This is a genomic window from Limosilactobacillus coleohominis 101-4-CHN (assembly GCF_000161935.1).
Taxonomy (GTDB): Bacteria; Bacillota; Bacilli; order Lactobacillales; family Lactobacillaceae; genus Limosilactobacillus; species Limosilactobacillus coleohominis_A.
The window spans coordinates 476,945-492,098 of sequence record NZ_GG698802.1; the positions used below are offsets into that span (position 1 = coordinate 476,945).

Consider the following 15,154-nt stretch of genomic DNA (forward strand, 5'->3'; position numbering starts at 1 on the left):
TTCTTATTACTTGTTTTGTTTGCCATCGTTTGATGGTTGTGGTGATGGAGTAGACCCGCCAGCAAAACCAATAGTTGCAAGTAATGCATCGTTGTAGATGGACGTTGCGAGGTATTCAGTGGTTGAAGCCTTGTTAATTTGGTGATCACCATCGTACCAAGCATAGACAGTTGGTGCTTTCTTCAAATAAGTCTTCATAGCGCCTGGCTTAACTGCGATTGCGTGACCTTTGGTCAACTTAGCCGTCCGAATGATTTCCCAACCAAGTAATTCACCAAAAGCACCGTTAATTAAAATGTTGTCGCCTAAATCAGAAGCCCGAGTCCAGTTGTCCCCTGCTAACTTACGTAATGAAGCAGCATCTTTATATGAAACATACAGAACACCTTGTTGCGGATAAGTAGCACCTTCAACCGCATTAGTTGCATTAGCAAACTTATCTTCCAGATCATCAATCAGGTCAACTTGGTCTGGGGTGTGACCAGTTACTTGAAGCGGAGCCGTCTTGGCAGTGTTGAGAATATCATCATCAACATAGGTTGCTAGTGCCATTGACATTTGACGTGCCGCTTCTGTTCGTGGGTCACCAAAAGGAATGAACGCCGCTTCATCAGAAATACTGTAAGCAGATACGATCTTTTTGATCTTGGCCTGTTGAGTTGTGTACTTCAGACTATCAAAGTCAATTTGTTCGCCTTCACCGTATTCCCGAGCGGTTCCAGTAAATTCATACTTTGGAATCGTAATCGTATCGCCTGGCTTACCTTCAAGAGTAGTGTCTACTGGTGCGATTGATTGAAATACATTGAGTTTTGATAATTGAGCGCCGATCATTGGAGCTAGAACTTGTGGGTCTAGCATATCGGCAAAGTGAGTATAGTTATTAGGACCTGGTGTTGCCATAAGTTAAAACTTCCTTTCAATTATTGTTGTTGCTGGCTATCAACGAGCTTTTGCATTTCTTCATAGTTCATATCAGCCAAATTTTTAGTTGGAGCCTGTGGTTGAGCAGGAGCACCGCCTTGCGGAGCCTTACCAGCAGACGAGCGATGTAGTTCGTTACGTACCCCTTGATCAACTAGCTTCTTGAACATATCAATGTTTGACTTGGTTTCTTCCTCGGTTTCACCCAAGAGCATTTCAGCCCCGCTAGTTGGCAAGTTTTGTTCTGACAAAAGATCTTTGGTGTGAGCAACATATTCACGGTGGTCAAGTTGTTTTTGACGTTGATCAAGGTCAGACTTTTGTTGCTTCAACTTATCTTCACGATCTTTGGCTTCTTTTTCAGCAAGTTGTTTAGCAGACATTCCAGCCATTTCTTTACCCTCGTCAATCCCTTCTTGACGTACCTGTTCGATCTTTTGCTTTTGTTCGGCTTCCCACTTCTCACGTTCTTTAGCAATTTGAGCTGAAACAATCGAACCTAATTCATCACGGTTAAAAGACTTTTGAGCTTCTTTTTCTGGTTGTTCTTTCGGCTCTTCATTGTTTTGAACTTGATCAGTAGTTTTTGGTTGTTCTTGTTCTTCCATAGTTAAAACTCCTTTGCGTGTAACGCTCGCCAGCGAAACTCGTTTAACGTCCGGCGACGAAACAAGCCTGATTCTTTAACGACTGCCAGACCGCCAAAGTCAAAATAATTTAGTTAAGAAAAAAGAGAACCTTTGATATAAAAGGGTTCTCTTTGCTTTTAAGTTAATTGAGAAAATAAAAAATAGGTTTTGTCATTTGAAATGACTAAACCTATTCAAATAAATCTGGGTTATCCATCATCTCATCAACTGTTGGTAAATCATCGGTATCGGTTTCTTCGACACCTTCAATCCAACACTGACAATTCGGGTGCATTGGTGGCAGGTTAATACCCTCTTCGGCATCGTCCACATCATAGATGTTGCCATCAATGTGTGAGCATTCAGCGCAAGTATTCGACGCTTCCAACGATAAGAAACGATACTTGCTTACTCCTCGTGCTTTTAAATCCCCAATAGTTGCCCCGTTAAGTTCTCGGCAAGTTTGTGTTCTGAATATGGTTCTCGCTCTTGCTAATGAACCACCAGTACCGTCCTTACCATTAAGCACTCGGTCAACATCTTTCACATAATCATGCTTGGCGTCAGTATCCAACGACGCCGTTTTACAAATATCTTTGATCTTAGAAATGGTCTGCTGGATATTGCGGTTAATGTCAGTATGAATGCCTTCTCGTTGAACTACTGAACGTGATACTGACTTCTGCAACATCACATCATAGTTATATGGAATTCTGTGTAATTTTGGGGTAACGGAATGCTGTTCTACGGTTGCCCTTCTAATCTGTTTTGGTGCCTGATGTCCCATCGTTCCCACCATCTTATGAACTTGTGACGCTACTTTAATCATCGGTGTGGCAATGCGAGCTGTAACCACATCGCCCATTTTAGGGTGACCCAGTAACAGACCAGAAGCATAGAAATTAGTCAACGGTTGAACATCTTCACCAAACTGGGCTAATTCGTCCAGAGCGTCCTGTATATCAGCTTTTGATGGCTTACTTGACCAATTAACCTTATCAGCAAGAAAAGCGCTAATTTCGCCCTTAATTTGACGATTAGCAATACGATACAATCTGCCAATTGCTTTATCTAAATCATTACCCGCACCATAGAATGATTTAATGATCTTTCGCTGTTGCTTTTTACTTAGCATTGTTACCACCCTTGCGCTGCATTTGAGCGATGAACTCTTCTGGTGTTTGTGGTTGTTGTTGACCAGCTAATTGTTGCGCCTTGGCTTCGGCTAAATCAGCAGGGTTGGTGCCTTGTAAGGGTGCTTGATTAAATCCATAGGTATTCTGATCAGGGTCTTGTTCCTTTTCATCGTCAATTCGTTGTTGTTCGGCGTCAGCAGAAATACCAGTAACCGTTGCTAAGAACTCACGTAATGTCTGGTCGCTTAATAATTCAGTTTGATTAAGTTGGACTGCCATTTGAACGATGTCAGCATTATTACGTGGCAAGTTCGGGTGGTAGTCAGGCTTGTAATTATTCATCAAACTAGGGTCACTAATTGCTCGGTTGTATTTCCAATAATTACCTAGCAAACGTAACCGGCGCATAATCCCCCGAGTGTACAGGCTTTCTTGCATTGACCGCTCTTGGTCTTCCCCAAATAGCTTGTACATCAACGCAACCCCTGACGACTGACCACTAAACGCTTCGTCGGTCGTGTTCGGCGTGTTGGTGTCCTTATGGAGATCAGTAATGAGTTGGTTGATATAAGTCTGCCAACCTTGTTCATTCAACTGTTTAGTTAGATATTGAGCTGACGATGGAACTACCGTTGTGCCGTTAGCATTGTCATGGAATGACGGCTTTAACCAAATAAACGGGTCTTTGCTATCAATGTTAGGAACCTTCACTGGTTGCCCATCATCATCTAACAATGGTTTCCCATCACTTTTTAGAACCACTTTCATATTATCCGAGAAGTCAAAGTCACCGTTGATCATGAGCTTTGCATTAGCGAAATCTTCTTCACTGTTTGCCATTTCTGACATTGCTAAATCGTAGGCGTCAATTTCATCTAGCTTCGATTCCCAGTCACCAGTTTTGTTCTCGTTGTTAATGAACTCAGTTAATGGCACTGCACCAAAGTTAGTCTGCTCTTGCCCAATCAGTGTGTAGTTACCAGTAGAAGAGTTGCTAGTATCGTTTGATTTGAAATGATAAGTCTTGTTAGCAGTGTAGACATCAACATAATATTGTTGCTGATTGTCATAGTTCACTACGTAATAACGAACGCCAAACAATGAATGCTGGTCAATTGATGTGTCATAAACCACAAACGCTGTTGATGGATCAATAGCCCGCATTTTGACATCAGGAGTAGCAACATTTCCATCACTATCTTCTTTGGCTTCGTCAGCGTACAAGAGTTCATAGGCACGACCAGTTACCGACAGATTGGTTTTCATAACCTTTTCGTGGTACTGCTCATCGTTGGCTAGATTGAATGGTTTGATTAAATCATCTAGTTCATCGTTCTTATCGTTACCATCATCATTGTTGTACTTGAATTGAATTGGTTTCCCTAGCATATAACCGACACGCATGTTAGTAATGAACTTAGCAAAGCCTGACGCAATTCGATTGTCTGCTCGGTTCATTGCTTTCTTGTTGTTATTCCAGTAATGGATATCGTTATCACCTAAGTAGTAGCGTTGTAGCTTTGCAATACGTGGCGCATCAATTGTTGAATGCTTCTCTACGAACTTCTTCACAATATCAGCAATCATTGCCACGTTATCGTGATCAAAGTTAGCATGGAATACATCAGCCGGCATTACATAAGACTGATTGGCTTGTGGATTCCAACGCTGACCACTCAAAATTGAACGTGAATATAATTCTTGATTATCTTGTAGCATTAAACCACCTCACTTTATAAACCAAATCGGCGCATACCTTCCATAATTCCCTGACGGTTATTGCTTTCAGGGTGGTAGGTCTTGCGTTCTTTCAAATGTAAGTATGTAGCAATTGTATATCTAACTGCCATTTTGTTATCGTAAAGGCTCTTTATCCTCTACTTCTAATACTTTATTTCGTATTAGCTCAGACTATCTTTTGCTAAGGGGAAGATTCAACTTATGTTCTGCGTTATATCTTGCCGAACACTTTCTTGAACAGAACTTTTTCTTAGAATATTTATTACACGTAAACTTTTTGCCACAGCACAAGCATGTTCTTTCTTCATCATCTAAATGATGCTCTCTTCTCCACTTACTTTTGCAAGCATTAGAGCAAAACCTAGCATTTGACTGCATAGAAGAAAACTTCCTGCCACATTGTTGACAAACGAAGTGTCTTACTTTGTGCAACTTATCCTTAGTTCGCTGATACTGCTTTTTATGCCAAGCTCTGCCTTCACTGGACTTGTGCCATTTTATAGCCTGTGGGAGTGCATTTTCCTCCATGTTTTCCCGTAACTGTTCTTTACGTGCCACACTCATAGTTTTTGCGTGCAACATTCTATGCTGATGTATGCTCAAGCATTCTAAGTTTGAAATATCATTATTATCCGTGTTCCTATCCTTGTGGTGGACTTCATATCCGTCAGGAATAGGCCCGTTATACTTTTCCCAAACATAACGGTGAAGGTCAATACCAAGTTCAGTATTTCGATAATAATGATGATGTTCTGATTTTGTAAATCTATATCCGTCATAGACAATTGTTTTGCTCATAATATCCATTCCTTTCAATGAATATTATACCATCGAGTATCAGCAAGCGTCCATAACTATTCCCTTAACCGCAGGCCTCGTGGATAGGTTATATTCTCTAACAGAGTTTCACTATCTAGTCGTTGCGCCTGTCTTAACTTTTGAATTAAGACTTCAGTTCTGATTGGCATTTCAGCTTTCCAGATTTTTTCCTGCGTTTATACTCGACTCAATTAGAATCGTTAATCGAGTGTATCATCGTTCTCTTTAACAACTGCATCTTCGTTCTTGTCGTCCCATTGGTAGTTATAAATTTCATCTAAGAAACGTACTGGAGCTTTTTTCTCCACAAAAAAACGTCCTTGTTTCATCAAGGACGCTACGATTTCAATTCCTGGTACAACCGACTTCCAACCATACAGAGCATTAATCCCTGAATGTTTGAAATGGTCAATGTGTTCTGTTCTGGCGGTATCACAATAGAATGGCATATTCTTGCCATACTTTTCTTGCAGTTCATGAGCTATATCAGTCCAATAATCAATTTCTTTGTACTTTTCTGAATGTTCTTCTACTAAATACCAGTTGTCATCTTTATCAACCCCAAACACTACAATTGAACCGTAGTGCTGGTAACCCCAGTCGACACCAGCTATGTATCTAGCCATCGGTGGGACCTTATCAACAATCATTTTACGCTCGTCGAAGTCTTTATAGACAGCGCCTTCACCAGTAACCCATAGACCTAAGATTGAACGATCATAATACATGCCACTAGGGGTGACCGCCTTTAACGTGCTGACATAAGTTGGGTCAAGTGTCGGGTTATCATCAATTGTGAAATGAAATGCTTTGATACGATTTTTAGGCTCGTTTGATTTGTCAATATAATCAACCTTTAACCAATGTTGAGGATTGTCTGGGTTGGTATCACATAGAACACGAGCATTTGGAACAGAACAACGATCTAATATTTCTTGGAAAACATCGTGAGTTGATAATGATGTTTCGTTCACATAAGCACCGTATGAAGTCATACCACGGATAGCATTCATACCACGAGCTGAGCCTGTGTACGCTGGAACAATATCAACTCCAAATAAGTGGTAATGGCCGTGACGATCCACAGGTAACTCAATTCCAAACTGTGATTGAAGCGAACTAATGACGTTGGTATAAATCGTGTTAGATGAGTAACCAGCTAAGATATATTGTGGTTTAGGGTCATGCCGTACTTTTGCTAACTGATGAACTCTGCGCAATTCTAACAAAAACAAGTAATTATCGACATAAGTCTTGCCTGAACGAACGGCACCAGACAAGATTAAATACTTCCAATCATCATTAACATAACTACTCAGAACTTGAATCTGTTTCTTGGTCATTAGATTCTGAATTGCCATTCTGCTTTGGTACCTCCTCAATTAATTTATTAAGAATTGCGTCCAACTGTTCGTTACTTGCATCATCAACCCTTTCAAGAACTCGAGCCTTAGCTTCACTAATTCGAGTATCAGCACTCAGCTTCTTTAATTTTACTTGAGCCATCGGATCACTAAGTGGATAACGCTTCATGAGTTCTTTAGCGGCCGATGTTCGTTCTTTAATTGTTGGTGGGCTTTCAATTAGGCCACCATTAACTACATCAACTACCTTTTCGGTTTCTTCGGCTCTAAGCACACGAGTGTAGTATTGAAGTACTTCTTTAGCATCAGCAATCTTGTGCGACTCAATTTCAGCTGTTCTATTTGCTATATACGATTTAATGTCAGCATTTGTCAGCAATCTGTTACCATTTCTGCGTGCTGTTGATCGTGAACACTTGTAACCAGCCTTAACATAGGCGTCTGTGGCGTTGCCACTTTTTATGTACTCATCAGCGAACAGTCGTTGTTTCTGTGTTAATTTCATGGCATATCACCACACCACCTTTCTAAAAAAATACGTGCTAAATATGTATCATTGTATTGACGCACGTGTCAAATACGTGTATTATAATAAGTGTTGAAGGGAAGTGAAACATTTGGTACAACGTCGCAAGGTTGAAAAGAAATTCAAAGATAATGGCTGGTACTTTGTTAGACATGGTGGCAATCATGATATCTGGTCAAACGGCAAGATTAAAACTCAACTGCCACGTCACCCAAAGTTCAGCGACAAACTATACAAGGTTTTGATAAGAAAATTCAATCTGAAATAGCAAAGGCAAGGCTCCTAATCGAGCCGAACTTTTGTGTACCAAATTTTAGGAGGCGTACTATGGACGACATTAAAGTATTTCCAATTATCATTACTAAAGACAAAACTAACACCGATTACCCTTACTTTGTTGAAATTCCAGACATTGACGGAATGACCGAAGGAAAATCAGTTGCTGACGCCATGGAAATGGCCAAAGATTATATTGGCACTTATTCTCTGGAAGATAAGTTGCCTGAATCTAATACCACATTGCCTAAATCTAAAGACGGTTCTTTGGTCACTCTAGTTACCGTCAACGTTTCAGAATATAAACGTAAGCACGACAACAAAGTGATTAAAAAGACCATTACTATTCCTAACTACTTAAATGAATTAGGAAAAGAGAATGGCATTAACTTTAGTGAAGTAATGACAACTGCATTAAAAGAAAAACTTAGTGTTTAACTTTAACCGCCGGCAAGCGTTGACCTGTCGGCTTTTTCTTTTGCTTCCTTTCAAAGGTGTGTTCTGCTTGCACCAACATCTTGTGTTCTTGCCAGCAACTAACCACACCGTAACTTTTTGTACTTCACATTACAGTGACCTCACAAACTTATGGAAATCATCATGCGCCCGTTTTCGCTTATCAACAGTCGTTAATAGTGCCTTTTCAACTTCCTGTTTTTCACGCTTTTTAACGCTTCTTAACGCAATTTGTTGCAAGACTTGCCTTATTTTTAAACTAACCCTTCTAAGGTTTTTGTCTAACTCCTGCCAATTCGTTTCTTGATTATTCATTACGCACACCACCTAGGAAAGTCAATTTCCTTTGTTTTCAATGCTTCCTTAGCCATGTCAATAGCATTAGGATTGCCATTAGCAACTGCATCCAGAACAGACCAATACAATGAATCTTCGTTAGAATGAGCTAATTCAGGGTCTGATTTAGCATTATTAATTGTTAGTTCAACTAGTTGTTTAACGTCGTTGACATCTTTTATATCAATTAGCATACAATTCACCCCACAATAAAAGCCTGCGACCACCAATCATGATCACAGGCTTGTTCGTTGTTCAGTTTTCTGTATATGTAATCAGCCCACCACAGGGCGATGAGTTTACTTCGTACGTCCATCGTGAACCTCCTACTATATATCTACTATTCACAGCTATATCTAGCTATCTAAGTTACTATCTAAAAAAGCCAGCCGTTAAGCTGACTTTTTTACGATCCATGATCATATTGATCAAACGTGGCATCAATACTCATTACATAAAATATATTTGAATTCTTCTTGCCGAGAACTCTACCGAGACTTCCTAAGCGAAATACCCAATAATCATCCTCGCATTCTTTATAACGATCACTCGATTTAAAGTCTGAATGGATTCTTAACCGCACTTCAGCTTCGGGAATTTTTTCAAGGCCTTGTTTTTTGTTATAACCAAGTACCTTAACAATATCTTCCTGAGATAGTTGACATATTCTTTCTAAGAACTTCCATCGAACCTTACTATTAATAGTAGTACCTCGATTATCAAGATTATATTTAGAATCTTTCGTTAAAAAAGAGAAATTAAAAGCAAATCTTGAAGTATGGTGGGGTTTAATCTTAGTCTTCTTAGGAAATGATGGTGATTTAAAGTTTTTACTTTTAATCTTCATCAGAAACAAATACCCCACTATAGAAATTTTTAATAGATTCATCACTTATGACTTCACTTTGAGGCGTTTCTTTCCATGGCTTTTCTCTATGTGTTTGTCGCATTAAATCGTAAGCCGAACTGTATCCATAAACATCATAAATACTATTGAGAATGCTAGATGCTGTTGCGTCACTTTGAAGCTTGCTGTAATCACGAAGATCCTCGTCAGTTATTTCACCAACTATTCCACGATAACCTTTGTATTTTTCATGAACTGCTTCTACAACGGGTCCATATTTCCAAGCAACAATATCATTATCAAACATTCGCTTATTTGTTATCGATAAACTTGCGGCTTGAATATAGTACAACAATTTCATTACCTTCATTTGAGTTAATTCCTCAATGTTGGGGTTCTGACGCATATCAGCATTGTTTTTTACACGTAACCAATTTACGATTTCAAAAACATTATACATAATGCTCCCTCCTTACTTTGCATTTAAATAATACCATAGTGGTAGCATTATGAACCATTTTTGAGCTATTCTTAATATTTAAATTATGGAAAAGCCCAGTCAAAATGACTAGGCAAGGTGAAATAAAATGTTGTCCTATCACGGACAATATAGGCACAGGTTCACGCTCCCCTGATCAAGCTAATAGTGTAGTTGACGCTTTCTCTATGCTACCTATAACCAATCAATTACAAGAAACTTATTCTTGCTATTTTTAAAGACTACCGAACAGCACTAATAGATGTTTACGTCACTACTAGCGTTCCGCCTGTTAATGGTAGCCAATGCCAAGAAATGGAATCGAACCATTTTCATGCGTAGACGAGACTGTTTGTCTATGCTCCTACCAAGGAACGTTGGCACTTTCCGTGCGGATATGAGTAAAAACACGGAAACGCAGACAACAGGACTCGAACCTGTGACCCTCTGATTAACAGTCAGACGCTCTACCAACTGGGCTATGTCTGCAAAACCTAACAGAAGAGTTGTCCCTTCTCCTAGGTATAATTAGCAGTGTTCCACGACTGCTAAAAATTGTTGCTGCTAAACCTGTGAAAGCTAAGCAACGGGCTTTTTGGGTCAGGCGGTGCTAGACCAGCAGAAACACCAATTTGTAAGCATAACCATAGATTAAGTTAGAAAAGACATTTAGTATTTATTTCGGAGTGTCCCTTGTTACGACTTCAATCAAAACGTAGTTGCTAGTCTTGAACCTTTTAACGACATGCTCAGGTCGTATCTTTACTCTTTTCAACAATACCAATATACTGCTTTAAGTGTCGGCTCAGTGTCGGTATTTTGTCGGTTTTTCGTCCTACTTTGTCGGTAAATCGTCCGGTTTTTCAATTCTTACATGAAAATCTGGAATAATTGCTGGATTAACATGGTAAATTTCGCAGCCGGTTTCAACTGTATCGGCGAACTCCCAGCACGCATCATCATCTAATGAATAATACTTGTCTCGCCCACAATTGAGCAGTCCCACCATTTGATAAACTGCCAATCGGTCACGTTTACCAGTAATGTAACGATGTTCAAGGATTAATCGTGAGTCATGAGAACACCCTTTAACGGCGAAATCAACGGCTCGCTTAGCATTGTTATAGTCAACGTAAGTTAGAAATTTTCGTTCTGACGAATTACCAGCACCGCCACCCGGCACTCCAGTTATATCCATACTTGGGGAGTGTAGTCCCCAGTCTCCAGCTCTTCGACAAATTCGTTCGTACTTATCGTCATCATAAAAGAAGTCACGAACTTGGTCGATGGTAGCCTTCTTATCAATTTCTGGTAAAAGCCCCACAACAGCACTCCCCTTTGTTATAATTATTTTTGATTGATATTTAGGGAAGCTGTCCATTGTGACGGCTTTTTTTGTTTATACATTTTCACACCAAACGACGATGAGATTAACTGCCGCAACTATCACAAATACTATTGCCAACATCATCAACACATCTTCAACACATTTTGTTTCTATCGCATCAGCCAGTACAAGGCCAGCAATTATCGTTGGTACATATTTGATTAACCTATTCATTATCTCCATCCACAGGTTCCTTCATGGCTGGGGCTAACTTAGGATTTTCTTTTTTCAAATCTTCTAGTTCTGATTCAGTAAAAATTTCTGCCATAGATTTGGTGTGAGGCGTCCAATAAGCTTTGTTGCCAACAATACCATTGTTTCGACCTAGATAAGTCGCTTCACCATCCCCCAAGTTATCAGAGTCTAGCCACCGCAAACGGTATCCCCCTTTCTGGGAAACGTTTTTTAACGGGTGTGTGTAGGAACTCTTCAATTAGTGCTGATAAATACTCACGACTTGCCTTGCCAAAACAGGAACCAAAACTATTTATAAAGTAGTTAATATCTAACCAATTCGTTGCATCGCAAGCAATATCGAGCACCTCGTGTTCACTATCATCATAGATAGCAACTACTCCATCAACCGTTTCTGCATACATACGGTCATTTTGGTTTAATTTTTTGATAAATTCATCAATCTTCATCAACAAACACCTCCAACCGTTTGTTATATCCAGCGTGCTTATAAACCGAATTGGCAACGTATCGAATATCGGGGCGAGTTGGATATAGTTTCAGCATTTTATCCATAATTTCTCGTGCTCGCACCTTTTGATTAATGCTCCCTTGCTTATTAAAGGATTTGGATAGTAAATCAGCAAAGCGTAATAAATGACTAATCTGTTTTCTGGTCAATGAAAACGGCTCCCCATTTAGACAATTGAAATATTGATTATCTAAAATCACTGATAACTTTTCTAAATAATCATTGTGTTGTAGTTCTTCGTAAATCGCTTCGCCGAGACAGACTTTCTTCTCACTCATCTTCGTTATCCTCAACTTCCCGTGCGTAGAGTTCCACGACCTCACCGTTAGTAGCATTGGCAGTGCCTTTAGCGTCATCGAGATCATCAAACAGTTTTACATTTTCCTTTGCTAAATGTAATCCTTTCCTAACTTTCCCAAAAAAGGTTCCTATTGTATCTTCACTGGCAACGTAAGTTTTCCCAACTTTCACGCCATACCCGATTGATTTAATATCCTTATCCATGTTGATCCTCCCTAAACTTATCTAAACTAACATTTAATGCATCAGCAACTTTGCACATGTTTTTAAAGCTGGGTTCTGAAACTCCTCTACTGTACGAATATAAAGTATTCTCGTTTATCTTTGTCTCACGAGCCAGCCTATAAACCGTCATATTTCTATCATTCATTATTCTTTGAACATTCTTCCACATTTTGTGCGAACCTCCGTTTGTACCACAATATAATGTAGTATATAATGACCATTAGACGAGAAAAGAGGTGACTTTTATTCGTAAACGAGTAACAACAACTAGCCAATCAAGCACTGGAAGAAACCTCACTTTTCACGATAACTATTCTGGAAACGATATGACCCGTTCTCAGTTTGTCCGTGAAATTAAAAATGGTAATTATCCACGTTATTCAGTTCGCAAAATTAATAATGTGGATACTCCAGTTTCAAAGCCAGATAAAACTGTAAACAATAATCTAGACTAAAGTAATATTGATTAATGTTTTACAAAAGTAACCTTATATCCGTCAGCCTCAATTACATCTTTTGGCCCAATTGAAGCAATCAATTCCCCGTTATTTTTAGTAATATTAATCGCATCGTAAATCTCTCCATCAATTTTGATGTGAGGGATTTTTTGTTTACTCTCCATCTAATTCACTCGCTTTCACATCTTTACCTACGGCACCTTGCGCAATCGTGACCATGTTATTTAACTTGTTAATGCCGATCACCATGTAAAGATGTCCCCCGATACTTAACAGGCTGGTCACTATCCATTCGTTGTTGTGCTTCTTCAATCGTCATTCTTTTCGTCCTCGATTCTAACTAGCAGAGTGCCGTGTTTAACACGTCTACGATATGTTTTAGTTGCTCTATACCTTAGGTTGTCTTCCCTAACGTGATACTTTTTGGCTAGGCCTGGTATCGTTCCTAGATCAATGAACTCATCGCCTTTGTACATAGCGTACAGCCCTTTCCTTCTGCCCATTACTACCACCCCACAATTTCATGAATGCTGTAGTTGATGTCACGATAGACGTTGTAACGGTCATAGACAGGTTGCCCATTACGCTTGTTAATCTTCATGTTGCCGTGACGGTCATAGTGAACGTGCTTATCGTGCATTGCACTTGTTGTAAACCCAGGCATTTTCATTTTGAAATCATGCGCTCGTGGTACTACAACTTCTACTGGCAGGTTATGTTTCCAAGCAAATAGCTTAAATCTGATCTTTGCCGCTGGATCAATTAGCCAACTGGTAAGCCCCGTTTTGACGTCGTAAACATGGAGCATTCGCCCTTCCTGATCGTAAACAACGAAGTCAGGAGTGTAAGCTATCCCGCTCATGTTGTAGCCACATACGGGGAACTTGCCTAATAGCTGAAATCGTTGGTGTATTTCTACACGATATTTGCAATGCTCTAAATACTTTTTGAAAAAATCTAATTCTTTTTGGCTATCGAACTTGACGCCCTTGTACGTGACCTTCTTACCGAAATGTTTCATGAAACTACTCCAATCGGCATTCTGCCCCGATTACTAATCTCGGTGGAAGCTAATTGAACAATGAGCTTATCTAAGAAGCACCGCTTAATTTCTCCACCCCAAAAATCAAACAGGTCTTGAATACACAATTGCAAATCATAGGGAACAGTTGCATATACAGTGCCTAACCATTGCCCCTGTTGGTTTTGCACTTGGACCCAACCGTTTTCATTAAAAATCACTTTAAAACCCATTGCTTCAACTTTCTTTTGAAATTCAATATATTTCATGCTACTTCCCCCGCTTTCTTTAACTTTTCACAGTAAGCCAAGTAATTAGCGCAGTTATTCCACACCCACACCGCTTTATCAACGGTTACTGGTTCCGCTTGCAGCCATTTAAGCTGATTGTCATACAGCGGTGGATTAACGTTCGTCAAACGATATCGGCCATGTGTTGCCGTTAATGTTTTACGGCGCATTTGCATAAAATCAATTCGGCCGCTAATAATCGCCGCTAATTGATCTGACTTAAATTCTTTAAAATCATCTTGGGTTACTTTATCCCGTGCAGTTAGTGTGCTTTTCATGATTCACCATCTCCAAATGTTGGCAATTCAGGAGGAGTTGTCCCATCACTCAAAAGCGCTGGATGTCCTACTTCCGGCGACTCTTGGGCCATTCTACGTTGCCTTGCTTTTCGCTCTTGCTCCTGCTGCTTTTTAAACCAATCCGGTTGTGGCTCTCTAAGCCTGCCTTGTTGCTTACGCTCGTAGCGCTGTTGATTCTGCTGTCGACGTTTAGCGTCCTGTTCTTGAGCTTGCTGAACGGTGGTAATCCCATCGCTTTCTAGCCGATTAAGAACAGCTACTAGGTACCGCCATCCCGGATTATTAGCTTGTTCATTGGTCTTTTTCAGCGCATAGCAAACTAGCTCGGCTCCTAGTCGGTCAATATAACTAACAAACATTGGCATATGTGTGCCACCGCTGACGTTGATATTCAACTCTTGAGCTAATCGAAATGGATCGTCGCCCTTGGGGGCTTTAGGGGATTCATGATTAGTTACTCCGTTATTAGTAATATCAGTATTTAGTAAGTCAGTATTTAGTAGTGCCGGATTTTCCGTCGACGATTTTTCCGATGACGATAAATCCGTGCTCGGGTTTCCCGTTGACGGATTTTCCGTTAACGATTTATCCGGCTTCGGTGTTTCTTCTTTTTTAGTCTTGGCTTGATTCTTAAAGATAGGTCTTTCAGATAACGTCCATACACTACTGCCAAAACTACCTTTTTCGTTTGTTTGTTCACGTTTTAAGTAACCTAGTTCTTCGAGTTCTTGAACACCATCGCTGGTTGAGTCACGGCCATCTTTAGCATGCTTTGAAACTTCTTTAACGCTGTAATTCCAGTTATCAGGTTTAGACCATAAATAAGTAAAAAGGCCCTTGGCTTTCCACGAAGCTACTTCATCATTAAGAATTGTATTATCAAGGGTAGTAAAGCTCTTTTGATATACCTTTTTAATTTTTGCCATTCCTATACCTC

26 protein-coding genes and 1 tRNA gene are annotated in these 15,154 nt (G+C 39.8%); 3 read left to right on the top strand and 24 right to left on the bottom strand.

Translation table 11 applies throughout. The features are described from left to right. Positions 1–6 precede the first annotated feature (6 nt). The 7 genes from HMPREF0501_RS02380 to HMPREF0501_RS02410 form a co-directional block, all read right to left on the bottom strand. Positions 7–903 carry a N4-gp56 family major capsid protein gene (locus HMPREF0501_RS02380; protein WP_006916231.1) on the bottom strand — a complete coding sequence of 299 codons (897 nt, stop codon included), beginning with the start codon at positions 901–903 and terminating at the stop codon, positions 7–9. Between the two features lie 20 nt (positions 904–923). Then, a complete protein-coding gene (locus tag HMPREF0501_RS02385; RefSeq protein WP_006916232.1) occupies positions 924–1,532 on the bottom strand; it encodes a DUF4355 domain-containing protein in 609 nt (202 codons plus the stop codon). 211 nt (positions 1,533–1,743) lie between these two features. Next, on the bottom strand, positions 1,744–2,688 hold the full coding sequence (locus tag HMPREF0501_RS02390; protein WP_006916233.1) for a minor capsid protein: 945 nt from the start codon (positions 2,686–2,688) through the stop codon (positions 1,744–1,746). Then, positions 2,678–4,408 carry a phage portal protein gene (locus HMPREF0501_RS02395; protein ID WP_006916234.1) on the bottom strand — a complete coding sequence of 577 codons (1,731 nt, stop codon included), beginning with the start codon at positions 4,406–4,408 and terminating at the stop codon, positions 2,678–2,680. Before HMPREF0501_RS02395 ends, HMPREF0501_RS02390 begins: the two co-directional genes overlap by 11 nt. 192 nt (positions 4,409–4,600) lie before the next feature. Further along, complete coding sequence (locus HMPREF0501_RS02400; RefSeq protein WP_006916235.1) at positions 4,601–5,227, bottom strand: HNH endonuclease signature motif containing protein; 627 nt, start codon at positions 5,225–5,227, stop codon at positions 4,601–4,603. Positions 5,228–5,448: 221 nt separating this feature from the next. Further along, positions 5,449–6,609, bottom strand: a complete 1,161-nt coding sequence (locus HMPREF0501_RS02405; RefSeq protein ID WP_006916236.1) for a PBSX family phage terminase large subunit — start codon at positions 6,607–6,609, stop codon at positions 5,449–5,451. Further along, on the bottom strand, positions 6,560–7,117 hold the full coding sequence (locus HMPREF0501_RS02410) for a terminase small subunit (protein WP_006916237.1): 558 nt from the start codon (positions 7,115–7,117) through the stop codon (positions 6,560–6,562). Before HMPREF0501_RS02410 ends, HMPREF0501_RS02405 begins: the two co-directional genes overlap by 50 nt. A 103-nt stretch (positions 7,118–7,220) precedes the next feature. Here HMPREF0501_RS02410 and HMPREF0501_RS08700 point away from each other — a divergent pair, with 103 nt between their 5' ends. Next, positions 7,221–7,406 (top strand): type II toxin-antitoxin system HicA family toxin, encoded by a 186-nt coding sequence (locus HMPREF0501_RS08700; protein WP_223206775.1) that lies wholly within the window; start codon positions 7,221–7,223, stop codon positions 7,404–7,406. A 59-nt stretch (positions 7,407–7,465) separates the two neighbouring features. Then, a complete protein-coding gene (locus tag HMPREF0501_RS02415) occupies positions 7,466–7,852 on the top strand; it encodes a type II toxin-antitoxin system HicB family antitoxin (RefSeq protein WP_006916238.1) in 387 nt (128 codons plus the stop codon). Positions 7,853–7,981: 129 nt separating this feature from the next. Here the strand turns inward: HMPREF0501_RS02415 and HMPREF0501_RS02420 are convergent, their stop codons facing one another. The 11 genes from HMPREF0501_RS02420 to HMPREF0501_RS02470 all read right to left on the bottom strand — a co-directional run bounded on the left by HMPREF0501_RS02420 (position 7,982) and on the right by HMPREF0501_RS02470 (position 12,318). Then, on the bottom strand, positions 7,982–8,185 hold the full coding sequence (locus tag HMPREF0501_RS02420) for a hypothetical protein (RefSeq protein ID WP_006916239.1): 204 nt from the start codon (positions 8,183–8,185) through the stop codon (positions 7,982–7,984). Further along, complete coding sequence (locus HMPREF0501_RS02425) at positions 8,185–8,400, bottom strand: hypothetical protein (RefSeq protein ID WP_006916240.1); 216 nt, start codon at positions 8,398–8,400, stop codon at positions 8,185–8,187. Before HMPREF0501_RS02425 ends, HMPREF0501_RS02420 begins: the two co-directional genes overlap by 1 nt. 212 nt (positions 8,401–8,612) lie before the next feature. Continuing rightward, positions 8,613–9,053 carry a hypothetical protein gene (locus HMPREF0501_RS02430; protein WP_006916241.1) on the bottom strand — a complete coding sequence of 147 codons (441 nt, stop codon included), beginning with the start codon at positions 9,051–9,053 and terminating at the stop codon, positions 8,613–8,615. After that, complete coding sequence (locus HMPREF0501_RS02435; protein ID WP_006916242.1) at positions 9,043–9,513, bottom strand: Panacea domain-containing protein; 471 nt, start codon at positions 9,511–9,513, stop codon at positions 9,043–9,045. The genes HMPREF0501_RS02430 and HMPREF0501_RS02435 overlap by 11 nt, the downstream gene beginning before the upstream one ends. A gap of 434 nt (positions 9,514–9,947) precedes the next feature. Next, positions 9,948–10,020, bottom strand: a tRNA-Asn gene (locus tag HMPREF0501_RS02440). Between the two features lie 346 nt (positions 10,021–10,366). Next, the gene (locus HMPREF0501_RS02445) at positions 10,367–10,855 is read right to left on the bottom strand and encodes an ArpU family phage packaging/lysis transcriptional regulator (protein ID WP_040455651.1); all 489 of its coding nucleotides are present in this window, start codon (positions 10,853–10,855) and stop codon (positions 10,367–10,369) included. 229 nt (positions 10,856–11,084) lie between these two features. Next, on the bottom strand, positions 11,085–11,294 hold the full coding sequence (locus tag HMPREF0501_RS02450; RefSeq protein ID WP_040455654.1) for a hypothetical protein: 210 nt from the start codon (positions 11,292–11,294) through the stop codon (positions 11,085–11,087). Next, entirely contained in the window at positions 11,275–11,562 is a 288-nt protein-coding gene (locus tag HMPREF0501_RS02455) for a hypothetical protein (RefSeq protein WP_006916246.1), read from the bottom strand. Before HMPREF0501_RS02455 ends, HMPREF0501_RS02450 begins: the two co-directional genes overlap by 20 nt. After that, entirely contained in the window at positions 11,552–11,902 is a 351-nt protein-coding gene (locus HMPREF0501_RS02460) for a hypothetical protein (RefSeq protein ID WP_050755739.1), read from the bottom strand. The genes HMPREF0501_RS02455 and HMPREF0501_RS02460 overlap by 11 nt, the downstream gene beginning before the upstream one ends. Beyond that, positions 11,895–12,128, bottom strand: coding sequence for a hypothetical protein (locus HMPREF0501_RS02465; protein ID WP_006916248.1), 234 nt, complete (start codon positions 12,126–12,128; stop codon positions 11,895–11,897). The genes HMPREF0501_RS02460 and HMPREF0501_RS02465 overlap by 8 nt, the downstream gene beginning before the upstream one ends. After that, positions 12,121–12,318 carry a helix-turn-helix domain-containing protein gene (locus tag HMPREF0501_RS02470; protein ID WP_040455656.1) on the bottom strand — a complete coding sequence of 66 codons (198 nt, stop codon included), beginning with the start codon at positions 12,316–12,318 and terminating at the stop codon, positions 12,121–12,123. Before HMPREF0501_RS02470 ends, HMPREF0501_RS02465 begins: the two co-directional genes overlap by 8 nt. Before the next feature lie 67 nt (positions 12,319–12,385). Between HMPREF0501_RS02470 and HMPREF0501_RS02475 the strand changes: the two genes are divergently transcribed. Beyond that, the gene (locus HMPREF0501_RS02475) at positions 12,386–12,604 is read left to right on the top strand and encodes a hypothetical protein (RefSeq protein WP_006916249.1); all 219 of its coding nucleotides are present in this window, start codon (positions 12,386–12,388) and stop codon (positions 12,602–12,604) included. An 11-nt stretch (positions 12,605–12,615) separates the two neighbouring features. Here the strand turns inward: HMPREF0501_RS02475 and HMPREF0501_RS08880 are convergent, their stop codons facing one another. From HMPREF0501_RS08880 to HMPREF0501_RS02500, 6 genes are all read right to left on the bottom strand, one after another. Then, entirely contained in the window at positions 12,616–12,771 is a 156-nt protein-coding gene (locus HMPREF0501_RS08880; protein ID WP_006916250.1) for a hypothetical protein, read from the bottom strand. Further along, complete coding sequence (locus HMPREF0501_RS08885; RefSeq protein WP_006916251.1) at positions 12,761–12,919, bottom strand: hypothetical protein; 159 nt, start codon at positions 12,917–12,919, stop codon at positions 12,761–12,763. The genes HMPREF0501_RS08880 and HMPREF0501_RS08885 overlap by 11 nt, the downstream gene beginning before the upstream one ends. 193 nt (positions 12,920–13,112) lie before the next feature. Beyond that, positions 13,113–13,628, bottom strand: a complete 516-nt coding sequence (locus HMPREF0501_RS02485; protein ID WP_006916253.1) for a DUF1064 domain-containing protein — start codon at positions 13,626–13,628, stop codon at positions 13,113–13,115. Next, a complete protein-coding gene (locus HMPREF0501_RS02490; RefSeq protein ID WP_006916254.1) occupies positions 13,625–13,897 on the bottom strand; it encodes a hypothetical protein in 273 nt (90 codons plus the stop codon). Before HMPREF0501_RS02490 ends, HMPREF0501_RS02485 begins: the two co-directional genes overlap by 4 nt. Beyond that, positions 13,894–14,196: a hypothetical protein gene (locus HMPREF0501_RS02495; RefSeq protein WP_006916255.1), complete on the bottom strand. Its 303-nt coding sequence runs from the start codon at positions 14,194–14,196 to the stop codon at positions 13,894–13,896. The genes HMPREF0501_RS02490 and HMPREF0501_RS02495 overlap by 4 nt, the downstream gene beginning before the upstream one ends. Next, the gene (locus HMPREF0501_RS02500; RefSeq protein WP_006916256.1) at positions 14,193–15,143 is read right to left on the bottom strand and encodes a DnaD domain protein; all 951 of its coding nucleotides are present in this window, start codon (positions 15,141–15,143) and stop codon (positions 14,193–14,195) included. Before HMPREF0501_RS02500 ends, HMPREF0501_RS02495 begins: the two co-directional genes overlap by 4 nt. Between the last annotated feature and the right edge of the window lie 11 nt (positions 15,144–15,154).

Coding starts and splice junctions, on each gene's coding strand:
- HMPREF0501_RS02380 (WP_006916231.1), bottom strand. CDS start 903: ATGGCAACACCAGGTCCTAATAACTATACTCACTTTGCCGATATGCTA.
- HMPREF0501_RS02385 (WP_006916232.1), bottom strand. CDS start 1,532: ATGGAAGAACAAGAACAACCAAAAACTACTGATCAAGTTCAAAACAAT.
- HMPREF0501_RS02390 (WP_006916233.1), bottom strand. CDS start 2,688: ATGCTAAGTAAAAAGCAACAGCGAAAGATCATTAAATCATTCTATGGT.
- HMPREF0501_RS02395 (WP_006916234.1), bottom strand. CDS start 4,408: ATGCTACAAGATAATCAAGAATTATATTCACGTTCAATTTTGAGTGGT.
- HMPREF0501_RS02400 (WP_006916235.1), bottom strand. CDS start 5,227: ATGAGCAAAACAATTGTCTATGACGGATATAGATTTACAAAATCAGAA.
- HMPREF0501_RS02405 (WP_006916236.1), bottom strand. CDS start 6,609: ATGGCAATTCAGAATCTAATGACCAAGAAACAGATTCAAGTTCTGAGT.
- HMPREF0501_RS02410 (WP_006916237.1), bottom strand. CDS start 7,117: ATGAAATTAACACAGAAACAACGACTGTTCGCTGATGAGTACATAAAA.
- HMPREF0501_RS02415 (WP_006916238.1), top strand. CDS start 7,466: ATGGACGACATTAAAGTATTTCCAATTATCATTACTAAAGACAAAACT.
- HMPREF0501_RS02420 (WP_006916239.1), bottom strand. CDS start 8,185: ATGAATAATCAAGAAACGAATTGGCAGGAGTTAGACAAAAACCTTAGA.
- HMPREF0501_RS02425 (WP_006916240.1), bottom strand. CDS start 8,400: ATGCTAATTGATATAAAAGATGTCAACGACGTTAAACAACTAGTTGAA.
- HMPREF0501_RS02430 (WP_006916241.1), bottom strand. CDS start 9,053: ATGAAGATTAAAAGTAAAAACTTTAAATCACCATCATTTCCTAAGAAG.
- HMPREF0501_RS02435 (WP_006916242.1), bottom strand. CDS start 9,513: ATGTATAATGTTTTTGAAATCGTAAATTGGTTACGTGTAAAAAACAAT.
- HMPREF0501_RS02455 (WP_006916246.1), bottom strand. CDS start 11,562: ATGAAGATTGATGAATTTATCAAAAAATTAAACCAAAATGACCGTATG.
- HMPREF0501_RS02460 (WP_050755739.1), bottom strand. CDS start 11,902: ATGAGTGAGAAGAAAGTCTGTCTCGGCGAAGCGATTTACGAAGAACTA.
- HMPREF0501_RS02465 (WP_006916248.1), bottom strand. CDS start 12,128: ATGGATAAGGATATTAAATCAATCGGGTATGGCGTGAAAGTTGGGAAA.
- HMPREF0501_RS02470 (WP_040455656.1), bottom strand. CDS start 12,318: ATGTGGAAGAATGTTCAAAGAATAATGAATGATAGAAATATGACGGTT.
- HMPREF0501_RS08880 (WP_006916250.1), bottom strand. CDS start 12,771: ATGGAGAGTAAACAAAAAATCCCTCACATCAAAATTGATGGAGAGATT.
- HMPREF0501_RS02485 (WP_006916253.1), bottom strand. CDS start 13,628: ATGAAACATTTCGGTAAGAAGGTCACGTACAAGGGCGTCAAGTTCGAT.
- HMPREF0501_RS02490 (WP_006916254.1), bottom strand. CDS start 13,897: ATGAAATATATTGAATTTCAAAAGAAAGTTGAAGCAATGGGTTTTAAA.
- HMPREF0501_RS02495 (WP_006916255.1), bottom strand. CDS start 14,196: ATGAAAAGCACACTAACTGCACGGGATAAAGTAACCCAAGATGATTTT.
- HMPREF0501_RS02500 (WP_006916256.1), bottom strand. CDS start 15,143: ATGGCAAAAATTAAAAAGGTATATCAAAAGAGCTTTACTACCCTTGAT.